This window comes from Bifidobacterium sp. LH_416 (genome assembly GCF_056357055.1).
Window position 1 is genome coordinate 58,194 of record NZ_JBKEVJ010000005.1, and the last position, 20,605, is coordinate 78,798.

Consider the following 20,605-nt stretch of genomic DNA (forward strand, 5'->3'; position numbering starts at 1 on the left):
TTTAACGCCTTGCCGTGCTGGAAACTATTCCTCTATACACATTTAAAAGTTGCTGATAGTTGTTTTCAGGCGTGTATTTGTCCTCATAATCCTGGCGAGCATTCATACCCATCTTTTTGCATAGCTCTGGCTCTTCCCATAGGCCGCGAATGGCTGTAACCCAACCATGCATATCACCCAACGGAACTTTGACACCGTTGACACCGTCGTTGACTGCTTCCGCGGAAAAGCCAAGGTCGGTCGCGATAAGCGGCAGTCCGAGACTTTCGGATTCAATCTCGACCATCGAACAGCCCTCATACCAAATCGAGGGAAACACCACGAACTCTCCGGCTTTCGCAATAGCCATGCACTGCTCATGCGGCGTGTACCCGAGGAAATAGACATTCGGCTTCTTATCCGCCCAAGCCTTGAAATCGTCTTCCAACGGGCCTCCGCCCATCACCACGAGCGGAATGTCGTCAATCTCATTCCATATGCGTTGAAGTACACGAATGCCTTTCTCGGCACCAATGCGACCATAAAAAACTGCATACCGCTCAGGTAACCCTGATACACGTTCAGCGGCCATATTCGCCTGAGCATCAGGAACAAAATTATATTTTTTTACTATCTTCGATGAATCGAATCCGATACCCTTCAACAAGTCGATCTGATTCTCATTGAGACAAATATATCTATCGATTTGTTTATAGAAGCTTCGACGAGCGCGATGGTATTTGAAGATGCCCGCCACTAGAAGACTCTGAAGACGAGATCCCTTGAAACAAGCATGACGAGCCATGCGCAGATAATGGCCATCACCGCATTCATTGCAAATCTTTCCATCGCGCAGCGAGGTTGCCACAGGGCATACAAAACGTGTGTCATGCAATGTAGCCACTACCGGCACACCCATACGTTTTGCCGCATACAGAATTGACGGGGACAACAGCGGGAAAAATGTATGCACATGTACGAGGTCAGGATGATGCTCGCGAATCAGAGAGACCACCGCTCGGTAGTTCTTAAACGACCACAGCATTCCGAACGTGGCGGCCAACTTACCCGCTGCGCCCGCCTTGTCGAACTCATCATTCGACACCGTATAACGGATTACTTCATGACCATGTTCCTCGAGCATACTGGTTTCGCTCTTGAATACTTGGTCATCGCCGCTTGCGGAACCCGAACGATGGAAATTGTGAATGGCGAGGATTTTCATCGTCTCACCCTTCCTGCTGCTCGCTGCCGAGGAAGAGGTTTTTGTATTGGTCGGCGATGTGCTGCCAGCTGTACGCGTCGGCGATGCGTTGCTTGGCCTTGGCTCCCAACGCGTGGATCTCTTCGGGGCTCATGGCGTCGGCATGGTCGATCAGGGCTGCCAGGTCGCCAGGCTCCTTGGACCAGTACAGGGCGGCGTCCTGGGCGACCTCGCGGTTGAAGCCCACGCCCAGCAGCAGGTTCAAATCCGTGGACGCCAACGCCTCCAGCAAACTCGGGTTCGTGCCGCCCACCTCGTGGCCGTGGAAGTACGCGTACGCGTCCTCGCGGATCTTCATCAGGAGTTCCTTGTCGTACACGGTGCCCACGAACTTGATGCGCGGGTCCCGGTCGAAACCGGTCTTCTCCTTCAGCTCCTCGAGGAATTTGTCCGACACGTTCGTCACGAGCGCGAAGTCCCGCTTCGAATTGCTAGCCATGAACTCGCGGATCATCGTCTCGTAGTTGTTCTCCGGCACGAAACGGCCCACCACCAGGTAGTACGACTTCGGCTCCAGGCCCTTCGCGCGGAACCAGTCCAGCAGCTTCGGATCGTCGTCCGCCAGACGGCTCCTGCGCGCCTCCGCCCCGTACGCGATGAACGTGGTCTGCGGACGGTACGCCGCGTACTCCTCGCGGATGTACTTCTCCATGTTCACCGAATCGCACACCATCAGGTCAGCGTGCTTCGTCATCATCCGCTCGGAGAGCTTCCAGTACCTGCGCACCGGCGCGCTCCACTTCGCGCGCATCCACTCGTGCCCGTCCGGGTTCACGTACAGTCTGCCGCCCAGACGGTGGATCACACGCGCGAAATGCGCCGCGAACGGGCCGATGCGGCACGCCAGCACATACACGATCGGATGCGGAATCCGGTTGCGCCGGATGTACGCCACGCAATCCGCCAGCGCCGCCACGTCATACCAGATCGCCTGCGCCGGGCCGATCTGCGGCACCCGCACCCGGAAACAACGCGCGTTGTGGTACGAGAACTCGCCCGACTCCGTCAGGGACTTGCACGCCACGTGGTACTTCAACCCCGGCTCGGCCTCGTGGTACTCCGTGAGACGGTCCACGAACGTCTCGTAACCGCCGTAACTACCAGGAATCCCCTTCGACCCCACAACGAACACATGCTGAACACCCGACACTCCGCTCATGCCACAACCCCCACAAAACTGACATAACGGGCGTTATCGGCTAATAGTCTCTTCTCCACGGCTCTTCCTCCCTGCCTGCGGCACAGCTGTGCCTCACGACAAAACTAGAGAGCAGTATAACCCACGGGGGTGTCTCACACCCTTGAAAATTGGACACGGGGGAATGTCTTTTTGTGAAGAAAAATCGCAGAATAAAGCGGTTCTTGCGGTGTTAACGTGCACATTCGCACACAGTTTCTTAACACTTAATCCATCTATCCGTATTCCTGAGCATGTGGGTAAGCGCTTGCATCGGGTTTTCAACGGGTGGAGTGATGGGGATACCTATGCTAATCAGACAAACGGTAGCCGTCTCGGCCACATTATTTGTCTCCGTAGCATGATCGAGATATCGGTTGAGCGTAACAAACTCTCCGAGCCGAGCATACGCACCTTTTAAAACCTGATTCTGCTGAAAATAAGCCGTTTTCATCAGGCCAGTTTTTCTTATCCAGGCGGAACCAATCTCAATTATTTTGTCCGGAAAAGCATGCAGATAGCAAGATTCAGCCGATAACGCCCGTTACGTCGGTTTCTGCTCCGGCATCCTGTATTGGGCAGAATCCCGTCCAACAATGCAGACTCTTCCGAATTCACGCCATTCAGAGAGGGCATTGTGATGAAGGATTTTGATTCGTTGAAGATTGCCGTTGCTGGTACCGGTTACGTGGGTTTGAGCTTGGCCACGCTTTTGGCGCAGCATCATCAGGTTACCGCGGTGGATATTGTTCCCGCGAAGGTCGACATGATCAACGCACGCAAGTCCCCGATCCAAGACGATTACATCGAGAAGTACTTTGCGGAGAAGGATCTGAACCTCACCGCCACGCTCGACGGCGAAAAGGCCTACTCGGACGCCGATTTCGTCATCATCGCCGCACCGACCAACTACGACAGCACGAAGAACTTCTTCGACACCTCCGCCGTGGAATCCGTCATCGACCTGGTAATGAAGGTCAACCCGGACGCAATCATGGTCATCAAGTCCACCATCCCGGTCGGCTACACCAAGTCCATTCGCGAGAAGACCGGTTCCAAGAACATCATCTTCAGCCCTGAGTTCCTGCGCGAATCTAAGGCTCTGTATGACAACCTGTACCCGAGCCGCATCGTGGTCGGCACCGATCCGGAGGACGAGCACCTCGTCGAGGCTGCCCACACCTTCGCGCAGCTGCTTCAGCAGGGTGCCATCGAAGAGAACATCCACACGCTGTTCATGGGCTTCACCGAGGCTGAGGCAGTCAAGCTGTTCGCCAACACTTATCTCGCATTGCGCGTCTCCTACTTCAATGAGCTCGATACCTACGCTGAGTCCAAGGGACTGAACACCCGCGAAATCATTGACGGCGTATGCCTCGACCCGCGTATCGGCACGCATTACAACAACCCGAGCTTCGGCTACGGCGGCTACTGCCTGCCGAAGGACACCAAGCAGCTGCTTGCCAACTACCAGGATGTGCCGGAGAACCTCATTCACGCCATCGTTGAATCCAACGTGACTCGCAAAGACTTCATCGCGGATAGCGTACTGAAGAAGGCCGGCTATTACGGATACAGCGGCAACAACGAATTCGATGCTTCTGATGAGAAGCCAGTGACTGTGGGCGTGTACCGCCTCACCATGAAGTCCAATTCGGATAACTTCCGCCAGTCCGCCATCCAGGGCGTCATGAAGCGCATCAAGGCAAAGGGTGCAACCGTAATCGTTTACGAGCCGACGCTGGGAAACGGCACCACGTTCTTCGGCTCCGAAGTGGTTAACGATTTGGACGAGTTCAAGAAGCGCAGCGATGCAATTCTTGCTAACCGCTACAACTCCTGCCTCGATGACGTTGAAGACAAGGTCTACACCCGCGACCTGTTCCGTAGGGACTGAAATTATACGGAGGTCAGCACGGCAATGAGCAGAAAGTCTCCCAAACTCTGTTTTGCGGCGTCATCCGGAGGCCATTATGAGCAGCTGATGATGCTCAAACCATTGATGCAGCAGTACGACAGCTTTGTTCTGACTGAACAAACACAGTACAAGGCGAAGGCAAAGAACGAAAAGACCTACTACGTAGGGCAAATTAATCGCAAAGAAAAGACCGTTCTACTGAAGCTGGTCGTCAATGCCTTCCGATGCCTCGGCATCTTCATCAAAGAGCGTCCAGATGTAATCATCTGTACAGGAGTACTCGCCATGCTGCCAATGTGTCTCCTTATGAAGCTGTTCGGTAGGAAGCTCATTTATATCGAATCCTTCGCAAAGGTGACTTCCGCAACGGAATCAGGCAAGCTGCTGTACCGTTTCGCCGACCGCTTCTATGTGCAATGGGAAAGCATGAAGAGCATTTATCCCAACGCCACTTATCTCGGTAGCATCTATTAGTCCGACGGGCAGAAAGTCGAATTACATGATTTTCATTACCTTGGGATCGCAGAAATTCCAGTTCAATCGGCTGCTCAAAGCCGTGGATGAACTGGTAGCAGACGGCACCATTACTGAACCGGTGTTTGCACAAAGCGGATACAGCGACTACCAGCCAAAGCATTACGAGTTCAAGCAGTTCCTTGACCGAGACGAGTTTGCGGAGCGCATGGGAGAAGCGGACCTCGTTATTACGCATGGAGGCACCGGCGCAATCATCGGCGCAGTGAAGAAAGGCAAGAAAGTTATTGCCGTACCACGCCTTGCTAAGTATGGCGAGCATGTAGATGATCATCAGCTGCAGTTGCTCAAAGAATTCAAACAGATGGATATCATCTGCGTCTGTGATGACTGCTCTCAGCTTGGTCATGCCTTGGAAGAAGTACGGCATACTGAATATCAGCCATTCCATTCCAATACGGAAACCATCATCAATTCAATTAATGGTTTTATTCATTCCGAAGTAATAGGTGAACATACTGATGTTCCTTCTGCTATCTCTGATGAAAAGAGTGGAAAGAACAATCATCTTCGCGTGCTTATGGTAGGTAATGACCCATCCGTGAAGGGTGGCATTACCAGCGTCATTAGCCAGTTGCTGGCGCATGACTGGGCTGCGGATGGCGTCAACATGAAGTTCATCCCCACATATATCGACTCGAATCCGGTGAAGAAGATTCTCTTCTTTGAAAAAGCGTTGCACCGTATCCGCAATATTGTGGCCACCCCTGCAACTCGCCCCGATGTAGTGCACATTCATATGTCATACAGGGGCAGCTTTGTCCGCAAGTATCAGATACATCAGTTATGCCGTAAATATGGCGTGCCAGACATTATTCATATGCATGGCTCCGAGTTCAAGAAATGGTATGACAGCTGCAAACCGCAACAGCAGAATCGCATTCACGCTATGTTGCGTGAAGCTTCGGCTGTAATCGTGCTCGGCGATAAGTGGAATGAACTCATTAAGGCTATTGAACCGGCTGCACATACGGTGGTGGTGAGCAACACCGTGCACATTCCGGAAGTTACGGTGCAATGGCCCACCCAAGGCGGACGTTTCCAAGTGCTCTTCATGGGTGTGCTGATTCAGCGCAAGGGTGTAAGCGACTTGCTTGACGCAGTAGCCAAGCTGCGTGCCACAGATCGACTAGGCGATATGCGCGTAGTAATTGCCGGCACCGGCGCCCAGGAAGAAGAGCTCAAAGCCAAGGCACAGGAACTTGGATTGGCGGATAATGCCGTAGAATTCGCCGGTTGGACCGCTGGCGATAAGAAGCGTGAGTTGTTCGAGCACAGCCAGGCGCTTGTGTTGCCTTCATACAATGAGGGACTCCCTGTGGCTGTGCTGGAAGCCATTAGCTATGGCATGCCCGTAGTCGCTACAAACGTGGGTGACATGTCTGCTGCCGTGCACGATGGGCAGAATGGATATCTCATCGAGCCAGGCGATGTGAGTGCGCTGGCGGATGCGTTAGCGAATATCAACGATCGTAATCGATATGAGGCATTTTCACAGGCATCGCGCGAACTTGCAGAACGTGAATTCAATGACGCTGAGTACTTCCAAGTGCTGACGAATCTCTACGTTCAGACGGCGAAGGAGTCTCGATGAAGAAATTGAGCAAATACATTGAATTCGCCACTACCTTGCTACGGCAAACCGTTCAGCAGCGCAAATTCCGTTATGGGAATACGACTCTAAAGTACATGTATCAGCCATGCAAGGAATCAAATCGCCTTCTGGTGGTATTCAGCGCATGCACGCGTCCAGGTATTCCTGCTCGTTACAACTATATGCGTACGTTAAAAGACGTACCTGTCAACAAATTGTTCATCCTCGATGATTTTGGCGAAGATCACCGAGGTGGGTATTACCTTGGAGCCTATCCTGATTTTGAGATGGAGAAGGCAACCAAGGCTCTTATCGACTCATTCCTTGCTCGTCCTGAGATTAAGAAAATCTGCTTCGGTGGTTCCTCCAAGGGCGGTTGGGCCGCCCTCAATTTTGGCGTCCAATATGCTGGTCGCGGACTTGGAGCAGAGATTATCACTGGTGCACCGCAGTTTTGGTTAGGTACGTATCTGCAGACTCCGGGCGGATTGGTGACGCTGCGAAGCATTGCTGGGAATAACCAACTCGAAAATGTTTCAAATACACTAGACACTTTTCTGAAGAAGCGAATCGAGAACAATAAATTTGCTTCTAGTCAGCATATATATATATATGCACTATTCCGCAAAAGAACATACATATAAAGACCATATTCAAGATCTTCTTAAAGTATTACAAAAGCAGAACTATCAACTCATTGAAGATGTTAAAGAATATGAAAATCATGGGGATGTGAGTTTGTATTTTCCTGAGTTCTTTGTAAACGCATTGAAGCAAATAATATTACTTGATAATTAGCATAAGGATACATAATGTTTATCGACAAAAAAATTAAAAATATGCGTATCCAACACTGGATTAAACAAGGAGCTGTTATTGGAGCTGATTTTCAGCTGGAAAGAAATGCTTTCTTGGATTCGTCTTTCCCGTGGCTGATTACCATTGGGAACAATGTCACATTGGCTCCAGATTCATTGGTGCTTTGCCATGACGGTAGCACTAAGAAAGCCATTGGCTATTCCAAAGTTGGCCGAGTGACTATCGGTAATAATGTATTTGTAGGCGCAAAAAGCGTCATTCTACCTAATACAACAATCGGAGATAACGTTGTAATAGGAGCTGGAAGTATAGTGCATGGAGTTATACCCTCAGACGTGGTAGTTGCGGGTGCTCCTGCAAAAGTCATTGGTGATATCGAATCCTTTATCGAAAAAAACGATAACCGTCGCAATAATGGATTCACATTTGATATTTCGTATACCAACAAAGGAAATATAACTGAAGAGAAAAAACAGGAAATGAAGCATAAGCTGTCTCACAGCACCAATGGCTTCATTGTTTGATTGGGAATAGCAATGCGTATTGCCCATGTTGTTTTTTCATTTAATCCTTACGGTATCGAGCATCTCCTTGTAGATTTGCTGAACAACTGGTCCGACGAGGACGAGTTAATGCTATGCATCGTCAATGATGCTTTCGATAAGACGATGATTGATGCAATCCATAAGCGCGCAAATGTGACCGTCGTATGCCTAAATCGTCCGGAGGGACAGGGAAAGCTTCAATATCTCAAGAAGTTGAATGTGGCTCTTTCCGGTTTCCAGCCGGATATAGTGCATTGTCACAGCAACAATGTGCTTCTATTTACGTTGCCACTCAAGCTGTTGCACCCTCAGTGGAAGTATGTCTATACGGTTCACGACACCAACATTTATAACCGTCTGTCTACTGTTGATGTTGCTCTACATAAACTTATGGTTTCCCATATTACGGCCATTTCAAAATCTGTATACCAGAATATCGTTGGTGCTGGGTTTCCAGCAGCCCGTACCACTGTGGTATATAACGGCGTCAATCCGGACAAGTTCATCAAATCCAAAAACATTAAACAGAATGGGAATATGCTGCCGACCATCACATGCGTCGCGCGACTACTTCCGGAGAAGAAAGGCCAAGACATTCTGATTGATGCTCTTGCCGTTCTTGCTAAACGTGGCGAGTATTACCGGTGTCTGCTCGTTGGAGCGGAACCTGCAGACCACCCTGAGTACCGTCAACAATTGATTGATCGCGCTGCGGGGTATGGATTGGAGCATATCGAGTTCCTTGGTAATCGGAACGATATTCCCCAATTGCTGGCGCAGTCTGATGTCTTCGTACTACCTTCCCGATATGAGGGGTTCGGCATTGCGATTATTGAAGCGATGATGGCGCAAGTTCCAGTTATTGCGTCAGCGGTAGACGGACCAAAAGAAATTATTGGAAATAACCAGTATGGTCGGTTATTTACTGTCGGCGACAGCGAACAACTCGCTTCGATACTGCATGAAGTTCTTAACAGCGATACCCGCGAAATGGTAGCGGCAGCTTATAACCATGCTCTTAATACTTACAGCATCAACGCGATGAATGCCGGTTTTAAGTCAATCTACCGTGCAGTCATAGGCAGGGACAATCGGTGAGGATTTCTATGAACCGTGTTGAACCATATTACGTAACATTATTAAGCAAAGTGCGGCTACCGGATTATTACATGGCACTAATTGGAATCATCGTATTCCTACAGTTCAATTGCCTGTATTTAGTTGACGGTGATGTCCTGCCGGTTTCGGATGCCTCATTGGGCGTGGTTGCCATTCTTTTCGCATCGGTATACCTGCGATATCCGGGAAAAACAACCTACCGATATCAATGGGTCATTCTTTTTTCTATAGTTTTAGCCCTCATCGCTTCGTATACCGCGGTATACAATTACAACCAACCATTTAGCATGGGCTTTAGGGCATTGCGCAATTGGTATTGCATAATGCTGCTCTATTTCCCTGTTTCCAAACTTTTAAAAATTGGTCGCATACACATTGATCAGCTAGTCAAAATGCTTATCGGATTTGCGATTGTCTATGCTGCATTGGGATGTTTGCAATTCATAGTCGGAAGCGGAGCGACAATCCTGCATGTTTCCCAAGGTGAACGTTATGGATCCGTCCGACTGTGGATGGATATGAGTCTTCCCACATTGGCCTATTTCATTGTATTAACAAGATTTTTAAAAAATAAAGGATCAAAGTACTTTAATATAACCGTTGGCTTGTTAATGCTTTTCTTGATTATTTTTGTAGTTAAAACGCGCATGCTTATTGTAACTCTGAGCATCGCAACTCTTATTGCAATTCTACTGCAGCGTAATGCACTGAAAAAAATTACTGGAGGAGTGGGTTTTGTAACACTCATTCTCTTGTCGCTATCTTCTCAAGTGGGAAGTGACGTCCTTGATATGATTATGGGAAAGGCAAGCACACAAGGCGACACTGCCTCTATCCGTCAAGCTGGGCGAGAATTTTATTTGTCACATGCAACTGATTCTATAAAACATTTTCTGTTTGGAAATGGTTTTCCTAATATAACTATACCCGGTGTTTCACAGATTACTGGACGCACTGAAGGTTTTTATATAAACGACAATGGCATATATGGCCTATTTTACGTTTATGGCTTTATTTTTATACTTTGGCTCATTGTTCTTCACTGTCAACTACTTCGAGACACATTTAATACATATCAATTAAGCTTTTCATGTTTTCTTATTAACAGTCTACTCGGTATTTCTACTTTGTATCCATATTGTTATAGCGATTTCAGTACAGTTATCTGCTTTCCTATTGTTTGCGCGTTGATTGAATCAATATATGCGCATACAAAAAAACAATCTTAATAAATCAAACATTTTTATATCAGATATTTATGATTTATATGGAGTTTAACCATGGTATCTATTGTAATTGTTGACTACAAAACACCTGAAGAAACATTCAAATATGTTGAGCGTTTTACTCAGTCGGTAAAGACCGATGATAATTTGCACTATGTTGTTGTAGACAATAGCGGTGAAGGTTGCATCCGCCGGCATTGCAAGCAGCAATCCATGAAGATGCAACCTTTTTCATATAAAGAAGATGTTTATGTGATAGCAATCGAGCAGACTGATGTATATGTCATCGATTCTCACAGCAACCTTGGTTATGCAAAAGGGAATAATCTCGGAGCCCTCTTTAGCAATGATATTTGGAATGATCCACGTATCATCATTACCAACAATGATATTTATTTTCCGGAAACGATTCATCTTTCATCATTCGAGCAGATTCTTCAAGAGCGCCCAGACGTAGCTGTAGTAGGTCCAATGGTGAGAAGCGCAGACGGACAGATTCAGCAAAGCCCCCGTTCGATGCTGACATACCCAGTCTGGGTGCTCAGATACGTGTTGTACGTTCTTGCTCCAAATACCGCTTTGCGTATGGGTGATGTGGTGAACACCAATGAAAGCCGTTATGTGTATTGGGTCACTGGATGCTTCATGTATATAGATGCTAGGAAGTTTACACAAGTAGGCATGTTCGATTCCCGCACTTTCTTGTACTGGGAAGAGAAGATTCTCAGCGAGCGTTTATCCAGCCACGGATATCGTATGTATTTCAAAGCTGACACCGTCATTCACCATCAAATGGGAGGCACTATCGGTAATGCCGTATCCGCATTGAGGTCGGCGCAATTCAATTACGATTCCGCGCTCTATTACTTCAAAACATATAGACACATCAATAAACTGCAATGTCTTCTCGCAGCTGGCGCTTTCCAGTTTTACAAGGTGTTATATCCGATTCGCCAACAAGCCAAGAAAATAATTCGCAGTAAACAAGGAGAAAAGCACTGATGCGAATTAAGCAACTTCTCAAACAGGCTCTTTTCCCTATGGCACGGTTGGCAACCTATATCGAAATGCCTGTGGCACATTGTGTGATACCTATCGAAACCGATACCGCTCTCGACTTACTCGATAGTACATCTCCTAGACCTCATTGTGTGGTGACTGCACATCATGAAGTCACCACACAATACGATCTTATGATTATTGTGCCTGTATATAATGTTGCTCCATATCTTAAGGAATGTGTCGATTCGCTGCTGTCTCAGCAAACTAGTTATACGTTCCATATTGTTATGGTCAATGATGGGTCGACTGATAACAGCGCGGATATCTTAAAGCACTACGTGAATAACGAACATATCACAATGATTTCCAAGAATAATGGCGGTATTTCCAGCGCCCGTAATGCAGCTTTGCGAAACATTACGGGAAAATACATTATGTTCGTAGATTCTGATGACATAGTGGCACCTTACGCATTCCAAACAATGCTTGACAAAGCATTTCAATGGGATGCAGATGCTGTTGAAGGCAGTGTCGAATTCTTCGAAGGTGAGAATGTCGTTGATATTCAAGTACGTAAACAAAGCGAGAACGCAGACGAGACAACTAAGTCTCTCAGGGGACAGCCTTGGGCGAAAGTGTACCGTGGTGAGTTGTTCCGCAATATCCAGTATCCGGAGGGCTGCCTGTATGAAGATTCCATACTTGCCTATTGCGTGCATCCACGAATTAGCCGTGCGTATACGGTAGCTAACACAGTATACCGGTACCGACTTAATCCTGCCGGAATCACACATACCAGCAAAAATCTTACGAGGTCTTTGGACACAGTATGGATTACCGATTCCTTGTTCCGATATTACGTGGACCATTATTCCGATATATCCATTGGCGAACGTTTGACAACGATGATTGATCAGATTGCACTCAATTACAAACGAACTGAGCTTCTTAATAAGGCTATACGTCAGGCAGTATTCGCTGTTAGCTGCGGCTGGATACACCATTATTTCGATAATGACGATATATACCTGCTTCAAGGTAAACGACGAATGTTGGCGTCGGCACTTATTAAGCATGATTATGGCCAGTATCAGTTGCTTTGTTCTCGATGGCGTTTTCTGAAGTAAAAAATACGAGAGAGGTTGGTTGTTGATGGCTCGTTCCGTTGGCCATAATGCGATTATGAACGTGTCGTTGGTGGCGTCAAATGCGCTGGCCACGATGATCACGGTTCCGTATGTTTCTCGTGTACTGACCGTCGCCGGTAACGGCTCCGTTTCATTTGCCCAGAGTACGGCGAATTGGTTTCAGGTGTTCTGCACGATTGGCGTTTCCTCGTACGCGGTTCGTGAATGCGCCCGCGTACGTGACGACAGGAAGAAACTGTCCGTTTTGACCTTGGAGCTACTGGCTGTCATCGGAGTTTGCTCCGCTGTCTCATTATCCGCGTTCGCTGCTGCGAACTGTTTTATCCCTGCATTCCGCGCAAACGGTGTGCTCATGTGGATATTCCTTGCCAATGCGTTTCTAACGGCGTTCGGGGTCGAATGGTTTTACCAAGCAACAGAGGACTACGACTACATCGTTATCAGATCGATAGTCATCAAAGTTCTCGCTGTTGCTCTTATCGTGTTGCTTGTCAAGACACCTGAAGATTACATCCTGTATGGTCTTCTTCTCGCTCTGGGAACCTCTGCAAATAATCTTTTCAATATTGTGCGTCTTGCTAGGCTAATTCGTTTGCCTGAAGGATTTGGCATACGTGATCTGCATCCAGTCCGTCATCTTAAAGCGCTTTCCTATTTCACCATCATGAACATATCCACAAGCATGTATTTGTCTTTCGACACCATCTTGCTGAGCATGCTTGCCCCGGGTAATTATCAGACAGGTTTGTATCAGCTCGCTGCCAAGCTTAAAACGCTCATACTTACCGCAATAACAGCTATTACCAACGTCATCACTCCAAGACTCTCTTATCTCACTAAAGATGGAATAAACGGCAAATACACCTCTTTGCTCAAACTGAGCTTCTCATTCCTGCTCACATTTAGCCTTGCAATCGGGGCGTATATGATTGTCTTCGCCGAGCCTATGGTCGTATTCATCTCCTCGGAACGATTCCTCGACGCTGTTCCCTCTGTACGGATTGCCGGAGTAATCATATTCATCGTTTCCGTAGCCAACATCCTCGGTCCCCTCATCCTCATCCCGAACAACCAAGAGAAAATCTTCTCTGTTGCTTGCTTGACGGCTATGCCCGCCAGCCTGATTCTCAACGTTCTTCTTGATGGACGATATGGCGCCATCGGTGCATCCATCGCATTAGCGTGTACGGAATTAGTCTCCCTTTTGGTTCAGATATGGGCATGCCGCAAAGAACTGCGCACCATTGTCTCCATTAAAGTTCTTGCAAAAAGTATTCTCCCCTGCCTTGTTGCTGTTGCAGTTTCCTTGGCCTACCTGCAATTCATTCCAGCAATGTCAGCTTTTCTGACGCTCTTAGGTGGCACCGCAGCGTTCGGATTAGTTTGGGCGATCGGACTTCTTATCGTGCGGGAACCAACAGCCATGCTTGTTTTGCATAAATTCTTGCCCATACATGGCAAGCACAGCAATCACTAAGCAGAATCCATTGCAAGAGGAAGTGCTCACTTATGGACAGCAGCAATAAGACTGGCAAAATCCTGCCTCTTGACGGGATGAGGTTCATCGCTATTCTGATAATTATCCTGAGTCATCTGGAATTCTTTGAGAAAGGTCTCGCAGGAGGGATATACACTCATTATTTGCATAATGCTCAACCAGCTGTTGACTATTTTTTCATGCTCTCCGGTTTTGGCATGATGCTGGGTTATGTGAAACGTCATACTGCGGATGAGGGAAAACTATCTCCACGTCTATCTCTACAGTTCGCATTGCGTCATGTTCAACGTATATATCCCATATATTTCCTGTTTCTGTTGGTTGGCATTCCCTATCAAATTGCCAGCACATTGCAATTCCATGGCTTCGGGCATGCTGTGATGGTGTCCGCTTTCGAACTGCTGCTTTCTATGCTGATGATTCAGTCTGCGACTGGAGTGCAGCAGTTCAGCCATGCATTTAATGGCCCAGCTTGGTTTCTTTCTTCGCTGTTTGTCATCTATCTTTTCAGCCCGTTGCTGATGCGGTTCATTCATCGACATTTCAATACAATGAAACGAATCACCGTTGGATTAATCGTTAATACGATTGCTGTCATCTTCATCTCTGGCTTGTTCACGGCTATCGAGATGAGGATGCGATTCGATGATTTGAATTACAGCAGTCCATGGAAACGTATCTTCTATGTTGTTTTTGGCATACTTATTGCAATGCTTTACCTACATACTCGCGACAATATAAAGGTACGTCATGCGAATCGGTTGTGCTGGTTGTCAATCATTCTCGCTTGCGTATGGTTCTTGAGCCGCAATACATTGAGTCCACTGCTTTCAATCGGAGTATATGGCATTGATTTCTTTGTATGCGGATTTATGCTCTATACGCTTACGATTGCGCGTAACGGTCTTACCCGCTTCCTATCACGACGCTGGATAGTCTGGCTCGGCGGGCAGCTTTCTATGTACCTCTACATGAGTCATTACCTGATTCGCATGTATTTGGATCAAGCTTTTGTCCATTTTGAATTGACAAATCTTCCTATGAGGTTCATGGAAGCCGGATTGATTCTGGTCCTGTCGTTCGCAATTTCGTATGGGCTCTTGAGCATTCAAAGTGCCGTATCCGGTAAACATAAGCGGGCATATCCACAGCATAAGAGTAAGTAAAACTGATTGAGCTCGGCAGCAATCGGTTTCTCTTTATGCAGTGAACAATCCAACCGAATCCTTGCGCTGGCTCATCATTAGCCAATAACAATGATGAGCCAGCAAGACGATGTCGTTATAGAACAACTCGCGCCACACGATACTTACGATTGCGACTGTTCAGCAGCGCTGCAACTTCTATCTTTCCGTCGCACAGAAAATCATTCGACACTTTTCACTCACTGGTTGAATCATCAGACGATTCAGAGCCTTGTCATTGACTCTGATTGTCCATCCCGGTTATTTGATATGATTTGTTTCCATCATATAGTTCATCATCCAAATGCTGCACTCTGAATTATTCTGATAACAATGGCAAATGACTTTTCTATTCCAACAAAACCGTGGACTTCCGCCAGTATAAAAGCGTTACGCACAGAAATAGTTCAGGGCGGCAGCATAGTGAATGGACTTAGCTATGCTGATATATACGGGTGGTATGCAGAACAGTTGACCGAGGTGGAAAATCGACTTAATAATATCGATTACACACCAATTATTGGCACCCAGCCTAATATCTCGGTACGTGTCAAAACTATCGACACTCTTCGTGAGAAGCTGATTCGCCAAGACAGCACACCAATCTATCGAATTCATGATCTTATGGGAGCCCGCGTAACCGCCAATATGACGCTACATCAGCAAGACGAAATAGTGCAAGAGATTGCAGCGGTATTCCCCAAATGCCGAATATCCGACATGCGTGATCATCCTCACTCTGGCTACCGTGCCGTGCACATCATTACAGGACTTCCACGAGGCATATTCGCAGAAATTCAGGTGAGGACACTGTTACAGGATGCTTGGGCTAATGCGTTCGAAGCTCTCGCGGATAAATATGGACGATCAATCAGATATGGAGGGAAGCCAGATATAGCCGACCCGAATAATGTTGTCGGACTCTTTCTTGACCTTTCTTCGCAATATCATTCTATTGAGGCTAAATCTCCTGACACATTGATTTCATATGCGGAGCCGTTGTCCGAGTGTATGAGGAAACTAGCCGATTACATAAGGAATCCGGATCCCCTGTTGCTTGACGAGGCAAAACGAATAATGCAAAATGTGCATTGATGGATGATTATTAAGGAGACGCATATGGTCGGTTTAGTAATTCGGTACAACCGAAAGACCGGCGACAGAATTGTGCACGAATACCCAGGTCCGAACGGGTATCGGGACGCTGTCTCTGATCCTGAGTTCCGCAAAGACATGAGTAAGCACCTTGGAGATTGGGAACTGGCCGTGATTGGATCTGATTCGTTTGATGCCATTCGAGCCACACATTCTCGATATTTTACTGGCCGAGATATAACCCCCAACCATATGCAGAACGCATAGTACTGAGCAAATATATCTGCAGATATATTTGCTCAGTACTCCGTTTCTTAGACACCCCATCAGGAACTTAGTCTTGACTCACACCGCGCGATATCTGCGATTGCGGCTGTTCAATGGTGCTGTAGCCTTTATCTTTCCGGCGCGCAGAAGATCATTCAGAGCTCTTCGCGCAGTTTCAATAGAAACATTGGCCTCTTCGGCAAGCTCACGTGCGCTCTTCTCGCTATCGTCACCAAGCAGTGTAAGGAATTCCGCCATTCGCTTGGTCGGCTCTACACGTTTTTGCTTGCCGTCGGCATCTTTTTCGCCGACTGGACGAGCAACAATATCGGCAACATCAGGACGGCGGAACACCACAGTGAATTGGTCGGCAGTCGCCTTGAACTCCGGCTCCGGAAGCCCTCGGTCGTGCATCAGCCGAACCATCATGGCGATTCCAGAACCTTGACCTTCCACCGTCGAGCCAATGCTGCTAGACACAGGAACTTCTTCCATGAGTTGCATCAGAATAACGTTCCTACATCTCGATGAACCATCGGCAATGTTTTCAAGCGTCTTGCCGCCCCACAAACCGCCTGGATTGGTTACCACCACACGATCACGGAAGATATCTACCGAAACCGATTGCCCCGTGAAATATGGATGATATTCCCGGTGAATCACTGCGTTAGCTATCGCTTCCCTGATTGCAGCCTCCGGAATTTCGCACTCATCTACGCGACCCACTCCTCGAACATGTGAAATAGTCCTGAGGTTCTTGACTACGGCATGTAATGCGTCGTCGATAGCACCCGGAAGGGACCCGTCGCAAAGAACACGATCCAAGAAACGAGGCATGCCCGGTTCGGATTTCTCCGTTCCTGGATGTGCAGCAACATCAATGAGTAATTTGGGCTCAAACTGCTGAGGATACTTGCCCACCACCAGTAAACCGGCAAGCTTTACAGCTCCTTGCTTATCAATCACATTGAGGCGCTCAAGCTGTTCTTCCCTCGTAGAGGCACCCAATAATGCTTTAGACTGACCTCTGCGTTCTATAAGTGCATTTACCAGTTGCGGATCAAGGTCGTCAATATCGGTTTCCGGAACAATCGTGTTATCCGCTTTGCTGGGAACTAGAGCATTGCGATACTCATATATTTCCATGGTGGACAGGCGCACGTCTTTGTCGTCAATGCGCTTATAACTGCCAGATTCAATGCCCTTAGCCTTGATATAACAGGGCTTTTCCCCGATTTCGTTTTCTTTGATAACGATTGCTAGGATCTGCTTGCCATCGACATAGGCTCTGTTCATCACATATCGAGGAGGATTTCCTAATCGAGCACCGCTGACTCCGCCATCTCCGATACCTTCAATGAACTGATCGCGTACCTTATCGATATCAAAATGTCCAGCAGGTTGGAAACCACTGCGTTCATCCAAACCAAGCAGCAGAACGCCGCCAGACGTGTTAGCGAACGCACTCACCGACTCCCATACGTCAGCGCTTAGCCGCATATCGCATGCCTTTGCTTCATAGAATGCGTCATCGGTGCCTTCTTGGCGTAATCGACGTATTGCGCTTGCGATATCCAGAGTTTCATCATCGGAGCTTATCAACGCTGATCACCCATCTCAGTCATTATCTCAGTCATTATCTCAGTCATTATCTCAGTCATTATCTCAGTCATATGACTGAGATAAGAGATGCGCACAAGCTCTTCGCAATATAGAAAAGCACTGAAAATGCGCAGTAACGCTTTCTTTTTAGGTCTTTTTCGATGCCTATCCCTGTCCTTATAGAGGAACCATCATATGCATCTCAGTCATGACTGAGATAGTGAGTGACTGAGTTGATGACTGAGATATAGGCAATAGCAGTGCCGTCTATTGGCCAGCTATGTCGGAATTAATCATCAACAACGCGATGTGGTATCAACTCGACATACTTCATATGCGAAAGCCGCACCTTTGAACATTTGAAATTCAATTTGCGTCTACGAGCACCCTTCACACAATGCCTGAGCCGATAACGCCCGTTATGTCAGTTTTTGGGTGGCGTGATTTTCTCCGGGGTGTTGGCATGAGGATCGCGTTTATCGGGCATAAGAGGATTCCGTCTCGTGAGGGCGGGGTGGAGATCGTGGTGGGCGAGCTGGCCACGCGCATGGCCGCGTTGGGCGAGCAGGTCGTGGCGTACAGCCGCAGGGGGCACAACGTCGCGGGCTCGGAGTTCGACAACGAGTCGAGCGCGTCGGACGCTCCCTATTGGTACGAGGGCGTGCGGGTCGTGCCCGTCCCGACCATCGAGGCCAAGGGGCTGGCCGCGTTGTCGTCCTCGTTCTTCGCCACGTTGAAGGCCATCATGGCCCGTCCCGACGTGATCCACTACCACGCGGAGGGCCCGTGCGTGCCGTTGCGTCTGGCGCATTGGGCCGGCATCCGCACGGTCGCGACGATCCACGGGCTTGACTGGCAGCGCGCCAAGTGGGGCAGGTTCGCTTCCATGTACCTGAAGCTGGGCGAGCGGACGGCCGCCAGGTGCGCGGACGAGGTGATCGTGCTGAGCCGCGGCGTTCAGGAGTACTTCCAGCGGACGTACGGCCGGTCCACGCGTCTGATCCCGAACGGCATCGAGCCGGTGGAGCCGGTGGCCGCGGACCTGATCGCGAAGAAGTGGGGGCTGGTGAAGGGCTCCTACGTGCTGTTCCTGGGGCGCATCGTGCCGGAGAAGGGCGTGCATTACCTCATCGACGCGTTCAAACGCCTGGACACGGGCAAGCGGCTCGTGATCGCGGGAGGCGCCTCGGATTCCGCGGAGTACTACGAGTCGGTCAGGAAGGCCGCGGGATCGGACCCCCGCATCGTGCTGGCCGGGTTCACGCAGGGCGCGGAACTGGCGGAACTGTATTCCAACGCGTACGCGTACGTGCTGCCCAGCGACCTGGAGGGCATGCCGATGAGCCTGCTCGAGGCGCTGAGCTACGGGAACTGCTGCCTGACCAGCGACATCCCCGAATGCGCCGACGTGCTCAGGGGCGAGGACGGCGTCATGCACGGCGTGACGTTCCGCCGGGGCGACGTGGACGACCTCGCGGCAAGGCTCCGGGAGCTCCTCGACCACCCCGACACGGTCGCCGCGTTCGGAAAGGACGCCGCCGCATACGTCACCGGCCGCTACGACTGGGACGCCATCACCCGACAGACACTCAACACCTACAAAAGAGAAAACCAATGAGCAGTACAGCACTACCCCTTATCAGTGTTATTGTGCCTGTCTATAACGTAAAGCCTTACGTTGCCAAATGTTTGGATAGCATTATTCGGCAGACATACACCAACATCGAAATAATCGTTGTCGATGATGGGTCAACCGATGGATCTGAACGTATCTGTGATGATTACTCCAATAAAGACCCACGAATCACGGTAATTCATCAGAGGAATGGCGGTCTTGCAGCAGCGCGCAACACCGGTATTGATGCAGCGCATGGTGAATACCTAGGCTTCGTGGATAGCGATGACTTCATTGAGCCATTCATGTATGAGAAATTGCTTAATGCAGTCCAAAAGAATAACTGCGCTCTTGCTGTATGCGGTATTAATTATGTATTCGATAACGGTACAGTCATTCCAAAGGCAAATATCGAGCCTGATCAAGTATTTGACTTTCCCCATGCAATCACAGAGATGAACACTTATCGACTGTTCGATATGGGTGCATGGAGCAAGCTCTACAAATCTGAGCTCTTCGATGGCATACGCTTCCCCGTTGGCAAACTTAGCGAAGATTTCTTTATCATGTTCAAAATCTTTGATCGCGCTCAAAAGGTAGCCTTCGTGTCAGACGCTTGCTACAACTACTACCAGCGGACAAACAGCATTACTAAGAGCAAGAAAATCAATCATGATTTCCTTGAAGCCGCCTATGAGCAAATGCGTTATATAGATCGAAACTATCCGTCCTTATCTGTAATTGGACATACTGCATATGCATCTGCAGCGCTGACCGTTTATGACTCATACTTGAAGAATCAAGTACCTTGTCCGGAAGCATTTCGTAAGCAATGTATTTCCATCATTCAAAACCAAAAACAGTACATTGCACAGGCAAACTACATATCAAAAGCAAAACGTATTCAATTCCATTTATTTTTGATAAATGCAACATTATATAAAGCCATATTTATGACCTATAAAATACGCCATAAAATCTAATCTTTTAAATAGGAATAAAAAAACTTGATGCTTTAA

The 20,605-nt window shown here is 48.3% G+C and carries 17 protein-coding genes; 14 read left to right on the forward strand and 3 right to left on the reverse strand.

The features are described 5' to 3' along the window. Position 1: 1 nt before the first annotated feature. Together AC1AY0_RS09840 and cps2T are read right to left on the reverse strand one after the other, a co-directional pair. Positions 2-1,204: a glycosyltransferase family 4 protein gene (locus AC1AY0_RS09840; protein WP_476523907.1), complete on the reverse strand. Its 1,203-nt coding sequence runs from the start codon at positions 1,202-1,204 to the stop codon at positions 2-4. 4 nt (positions 1,205-1,208) lie between these two features. Next, on the reverse strand, positions 1,209-2,402 hold the full coding sequence (cps2T, locus tag AC1AY0_RS09845; RefSeq protein ID WP_476523909.1) for a beta 1-4 rhamnosyltransferase Cps2T: 1,194 nt from the start codon (positions 2,400-2,402) through the stop codon (positions 1,209-1,211). 676 nt (positions 2,403-3,078) lie between these two features. Here cps2T and AC1AY0_RS09850 point away from each other — a divergent pair. The 12 genes from AC1AY0_RS09850 (at position 3,079) to AC1AY0_RS09905 (ending at position 16,102) form a co-directional block, all read left to right on the forward strand. Continuing rightward, on the forward strand, positions 3,079-4,317 hold the full coding sequence (locus AC1AY0_RS09850; RefSeq protein WP_476524035.1) for a nucleotide sugar dehydrogenase: 1,239 nt from the start codon (positions 3,079-3,081) through the stop codon (positions 4,315-4,317). A 24-nt stretch (positions 4,318-4,341) separates the two neighbouring features. After that, complete coding sequence (gene pssD / locus AC1AY0_RS09855; protein WP_476523910.1) at positions 4,342-4,812, forward strand: PssD/Cps14F family polysaccharide biosynthesis glycosyltransferase; 471 nt, start codon at positions 4,342-4,344, stop codon at positions 4,810-4,812. A gap of 25 nt (positions 4,813-4,837) precedes the next feature. Then, complete coding sequence (gene pssE, locus AC1AY0_RS09860; protein ID WP_476523911.1) at positions 4,838-6,466, forward strand: PssE/Cps14G family polysaccharide biosynthesis glycosyltransferase; 1,629 nt, start codon at positions 4,838-4,840, stop codon at positions 6,464-6,466. Continuing rightward, positions 6,463-7,110, forward strand: a complete 648-nt coding sequence (locus AC1AY0_RS09865; RefSeq protein ID WP_476526327.1) for a hypothetical protein — start codon at positions 6,463-6,465, stop codon at positions 7,108-7,110. Before pssE ends, AC1AY0_RS09865 begins: the two co-directional genes overlap by 4 nt. Positions 7,111-7,278: 168 nt before the next feature. Beyond that, positions 7,279-7,809: an acyltransferase gene (locus AC1AY0_RS09870; protein WP_476523914.1), complete on the forward strand. Its 531-nt coding sequence runs from the start codon at positions 7,279-7,281 to the stop codon at positions 7,807-7,809. A gap of 12 nt (positions 7,810-7,821) precedes the next feature. Further along, positions 7,822-8,928: a glycosyltransferase family 4 protein gene (locus AC1AY0_RS09875; RefSeq protein WP_476523915.1), complete on the forward strand. Its 1,107-nt coding sequence runs from the start codon at positions 7,822-7,824 to the stop codon at positions 8,926-8,928. 8 nt (positions 8,929-8,936) lie between these two features. Next, positions 8,937-10,178 carry a hypothetical protein gene (locus AC1AY0_RS09880; RefSeq protein WP_476526329.1) on the forward strand — a complete coding sequence of 414 codons (1,242 nt, stop codon included), beginning with the start codon at positions 8,937-8,939 and terminating at the stop codon, positions 10,176-10,178. A gap of 51 nt (positions 10,179-10,229) precedes the next feature. Further along, the gene (locus tag AC1AY0_RS09885; protein WP_476526331.1) at positions 10,230-11,177 is read left to right on the forward strand and encodes a glycosyltransferase family protein; all 948 of its coding nucleotides are present in this window, start codon (positions 10,230-10,232) and stop codon (positions 11,175-11,177) included. Continuing rightward, positions 11,177-12,304 (forward strand): glycosyltransferase family 2 protein, encoded by a 1,128-nt coding sequence (locus AC1AY0_RS09890; RefSeq protein ID WP_476526332.1) that lies wholly within the window; start codon positions 11,177-11,179, stop codon positions 12,302-12,304. The genes AC1AY0_RS09885 and AC1AY0_RS09890 overlap by 1 nt, the downstream gene beginning before the upstream one ends. Positions 12,305-12,329: 25 nt before the next feature. Beyond that, positions 12,330-13,802, forward strand: coding sequence for an oligosaccharide flippase family protein (locus AC1AY0_RS09895; protein WP_476523920.1), 1,473 nt, complete (start codon positions 12,330-12,332; stop codon positions 13,800-13,802). A 32-nt stretch (positions 13,803-13,834) separates the two neighbouring features. Beyond that, a complete protein-coding gene (locus tag AC1AY0_RS09900; RefSeq protein WP_476526334.1) occupies positions 13,835-14,989 on the forward strand; it encodes an acyltransferase family protein in 1,155 nt (384 codons plus the stop codon). A 351-nt stretch (positions 14,990-15,340) separates the two neighbouring features. Then, positions 15,341-16,102, forward strand: a complete 762-nt coding sequence (locus AC1AY0_RS09905) for a hypothetical protein (protein ID WP_476526336.1) — start codon at positions 15,341-15,343, stop codon at positions 16,100-16,102. Positions 16,103-16,447: 345 nt separating this feature from the next. Here AC1AY0_RS09905 and AC1AY0_RS09910 read toward each other — a convergent pair whose 3' ends face one another. Next, the gene (locus tag AC1AY0_RS09910) at positions 16,448-17,869 is read right to left on the reverse strand and encodes an ATP-binding protein (protein ID WP_476526337.1); all 1,422 of its coding nucleotides are present in this window, start codon (positions 17,867-17,869) and stop codon (positions 16,448-16,450) included. 565 nt (positions 17,870-18,434) lie between these two features. Here AC1AY0_RS09910 and AC1AY0_RS09915 point away from each other — a divergent pair. Together AC1AY0_RS09915 and AC1AY0_RS09920 are read left to right on the forward strand one after the other, a co-directional pair. Then, positions 18,435-19,589 (forward strand): glycosyltransferase family 4 protein, encoded by a 1,155-nt coding sequence (locus AC1AY0_RS09915; protein ID WP_476526339.1) that lies wholly within the window; start codon positions 18,435-18,437, stop codon positions 19,587-19,589. Further along, positions 19,586-20,569: a glycosyltransferase family 2 protein gene (locus tag AC1AY0_RS09920; protein WP_476526341.1), complete on the forward strand. Its 984-nt coding sequence runs from the start codon at positions 19,586-19,588 to the stop codon at positions 20,567-20,569. Before AC1AY0_RS09915 ends, AC1AY0_RS09920 begins: the two co-directional genes overlap by 4 nt. Positions 20,570-20,605: the final 36 nt, after the last annotated feature.

Bases quoted from the DNA above. Each gene is read 5' to 3' on its own strand.
- AC1AY0_RS09840 (WP_476523907.1), bottom strand. From the start codon at position 1,204: ATGAAAATCCTCGCCATTCACAATTTCCATCGTTCGGGTTCCGCAAGC.
- cps2T (WP_476523909.1), bottom strand. From the start codon at position 2,402: ATGAGCGGAGTGTCGGGTGTTCAGCATGTGTTCGTTGTGGGGTCGAAG.
- pssD (WP_476523910.1), top strand. From the start codon at position 4,342: ATGAGCAGAAAGTCTCCCAAACTCTGTTTTGCGGCGTCATCCGGAGGC.
- pssE (WP_476523911.1), top strand. From the start codon at position 4,838: ATGATTTTCATTACCTTGGGATCGCAGAAATTCCAGTTCAATCGGCTG.
- AC1AY0_RS09865 (WP_476526327.1), top strand. From the start codon at position 6,463: ATGAAGAAATTGAGCAAATACATTGAATTCGCCACTACCTTGCTACGG.
- AC1AY0_RS09870 (WP_476523914.1), top strand. From the start codon at position 7,279: ATGTTTATCGACAAAAAAATTAAAAATATGCGTATCCAACACTGGATT.
- AC1AY0_RS09875 (WP_476523915.1), top strand. From the start codon at position 7,822: ATGCGTATTGCCCATGTTGTTTTTTCATTTAATCCTTACGGTATCGAG.
- AC1AY0_RS09880 (WP_476526329.1), top strand. From the start codon at position 8,937: ATGAACCGTGTTGAACCATATTACGTAACATTATTAAGCAAAGTGCGG.
- AC1AY0_RS09885 (WP_476526331.1), top strand. From the start codon at position 10,230: ATGGTATCTATTGTAATTGTTGACTACAAAACACCTGAAGAAACATTC.
- AC1AY0_RS09890 (WP_476526332.1), top strand. From the start codon at position 11,177: ATGCGAATTAAGCAACTTCTCAAACAGGCTCTTTTCCCTATGGCACGG.
- AC1AY0_RS09895 (WP_476523920.1), top strand. From the start codon at position 12,330: ATGGCTCGTTCCGTTGGCCATAATGCGATTATGAACGTGTCGTTGGTG.
- AC1AY0_RS09900 (WP_476526334.1), top strand. From the start codon at position 13,835: ATGGACAGCAGCAATAAGACTGGCAAAATCCTGCCTCTTGACGGGATG.
- AC1AY0_RS09905 (WP_476526336.1), top strand. From the start codon at position 15,341: ATGGCAAATGACTTTTCTATTCCAACAAAACCGTGGACTTCCGCCAGT.
- AC1AY0_RS09910 (WP_476526337.1), bottom strand. From the start codon at position 17,869: ATGCGGCTAAGCGCTGACGTATGGGAGTCGGTGAGTGCGTTCGCTAAC.
- AC1AY0_RS09915 (WP_476526339.1), top strand. From the start codon at position 18,435: ATGAGGATCGCGTTTATCGGGCATAAGAGGATTCCGTCTCGTGAGGGC.
- AC1AY0_RS09920 (WP_476526341.1), top strand. From the start codon at position 19,586: ATGAGCAGTACAGCACTACCCCTTATCAGTGTTATTGTGCCTGTCTAT.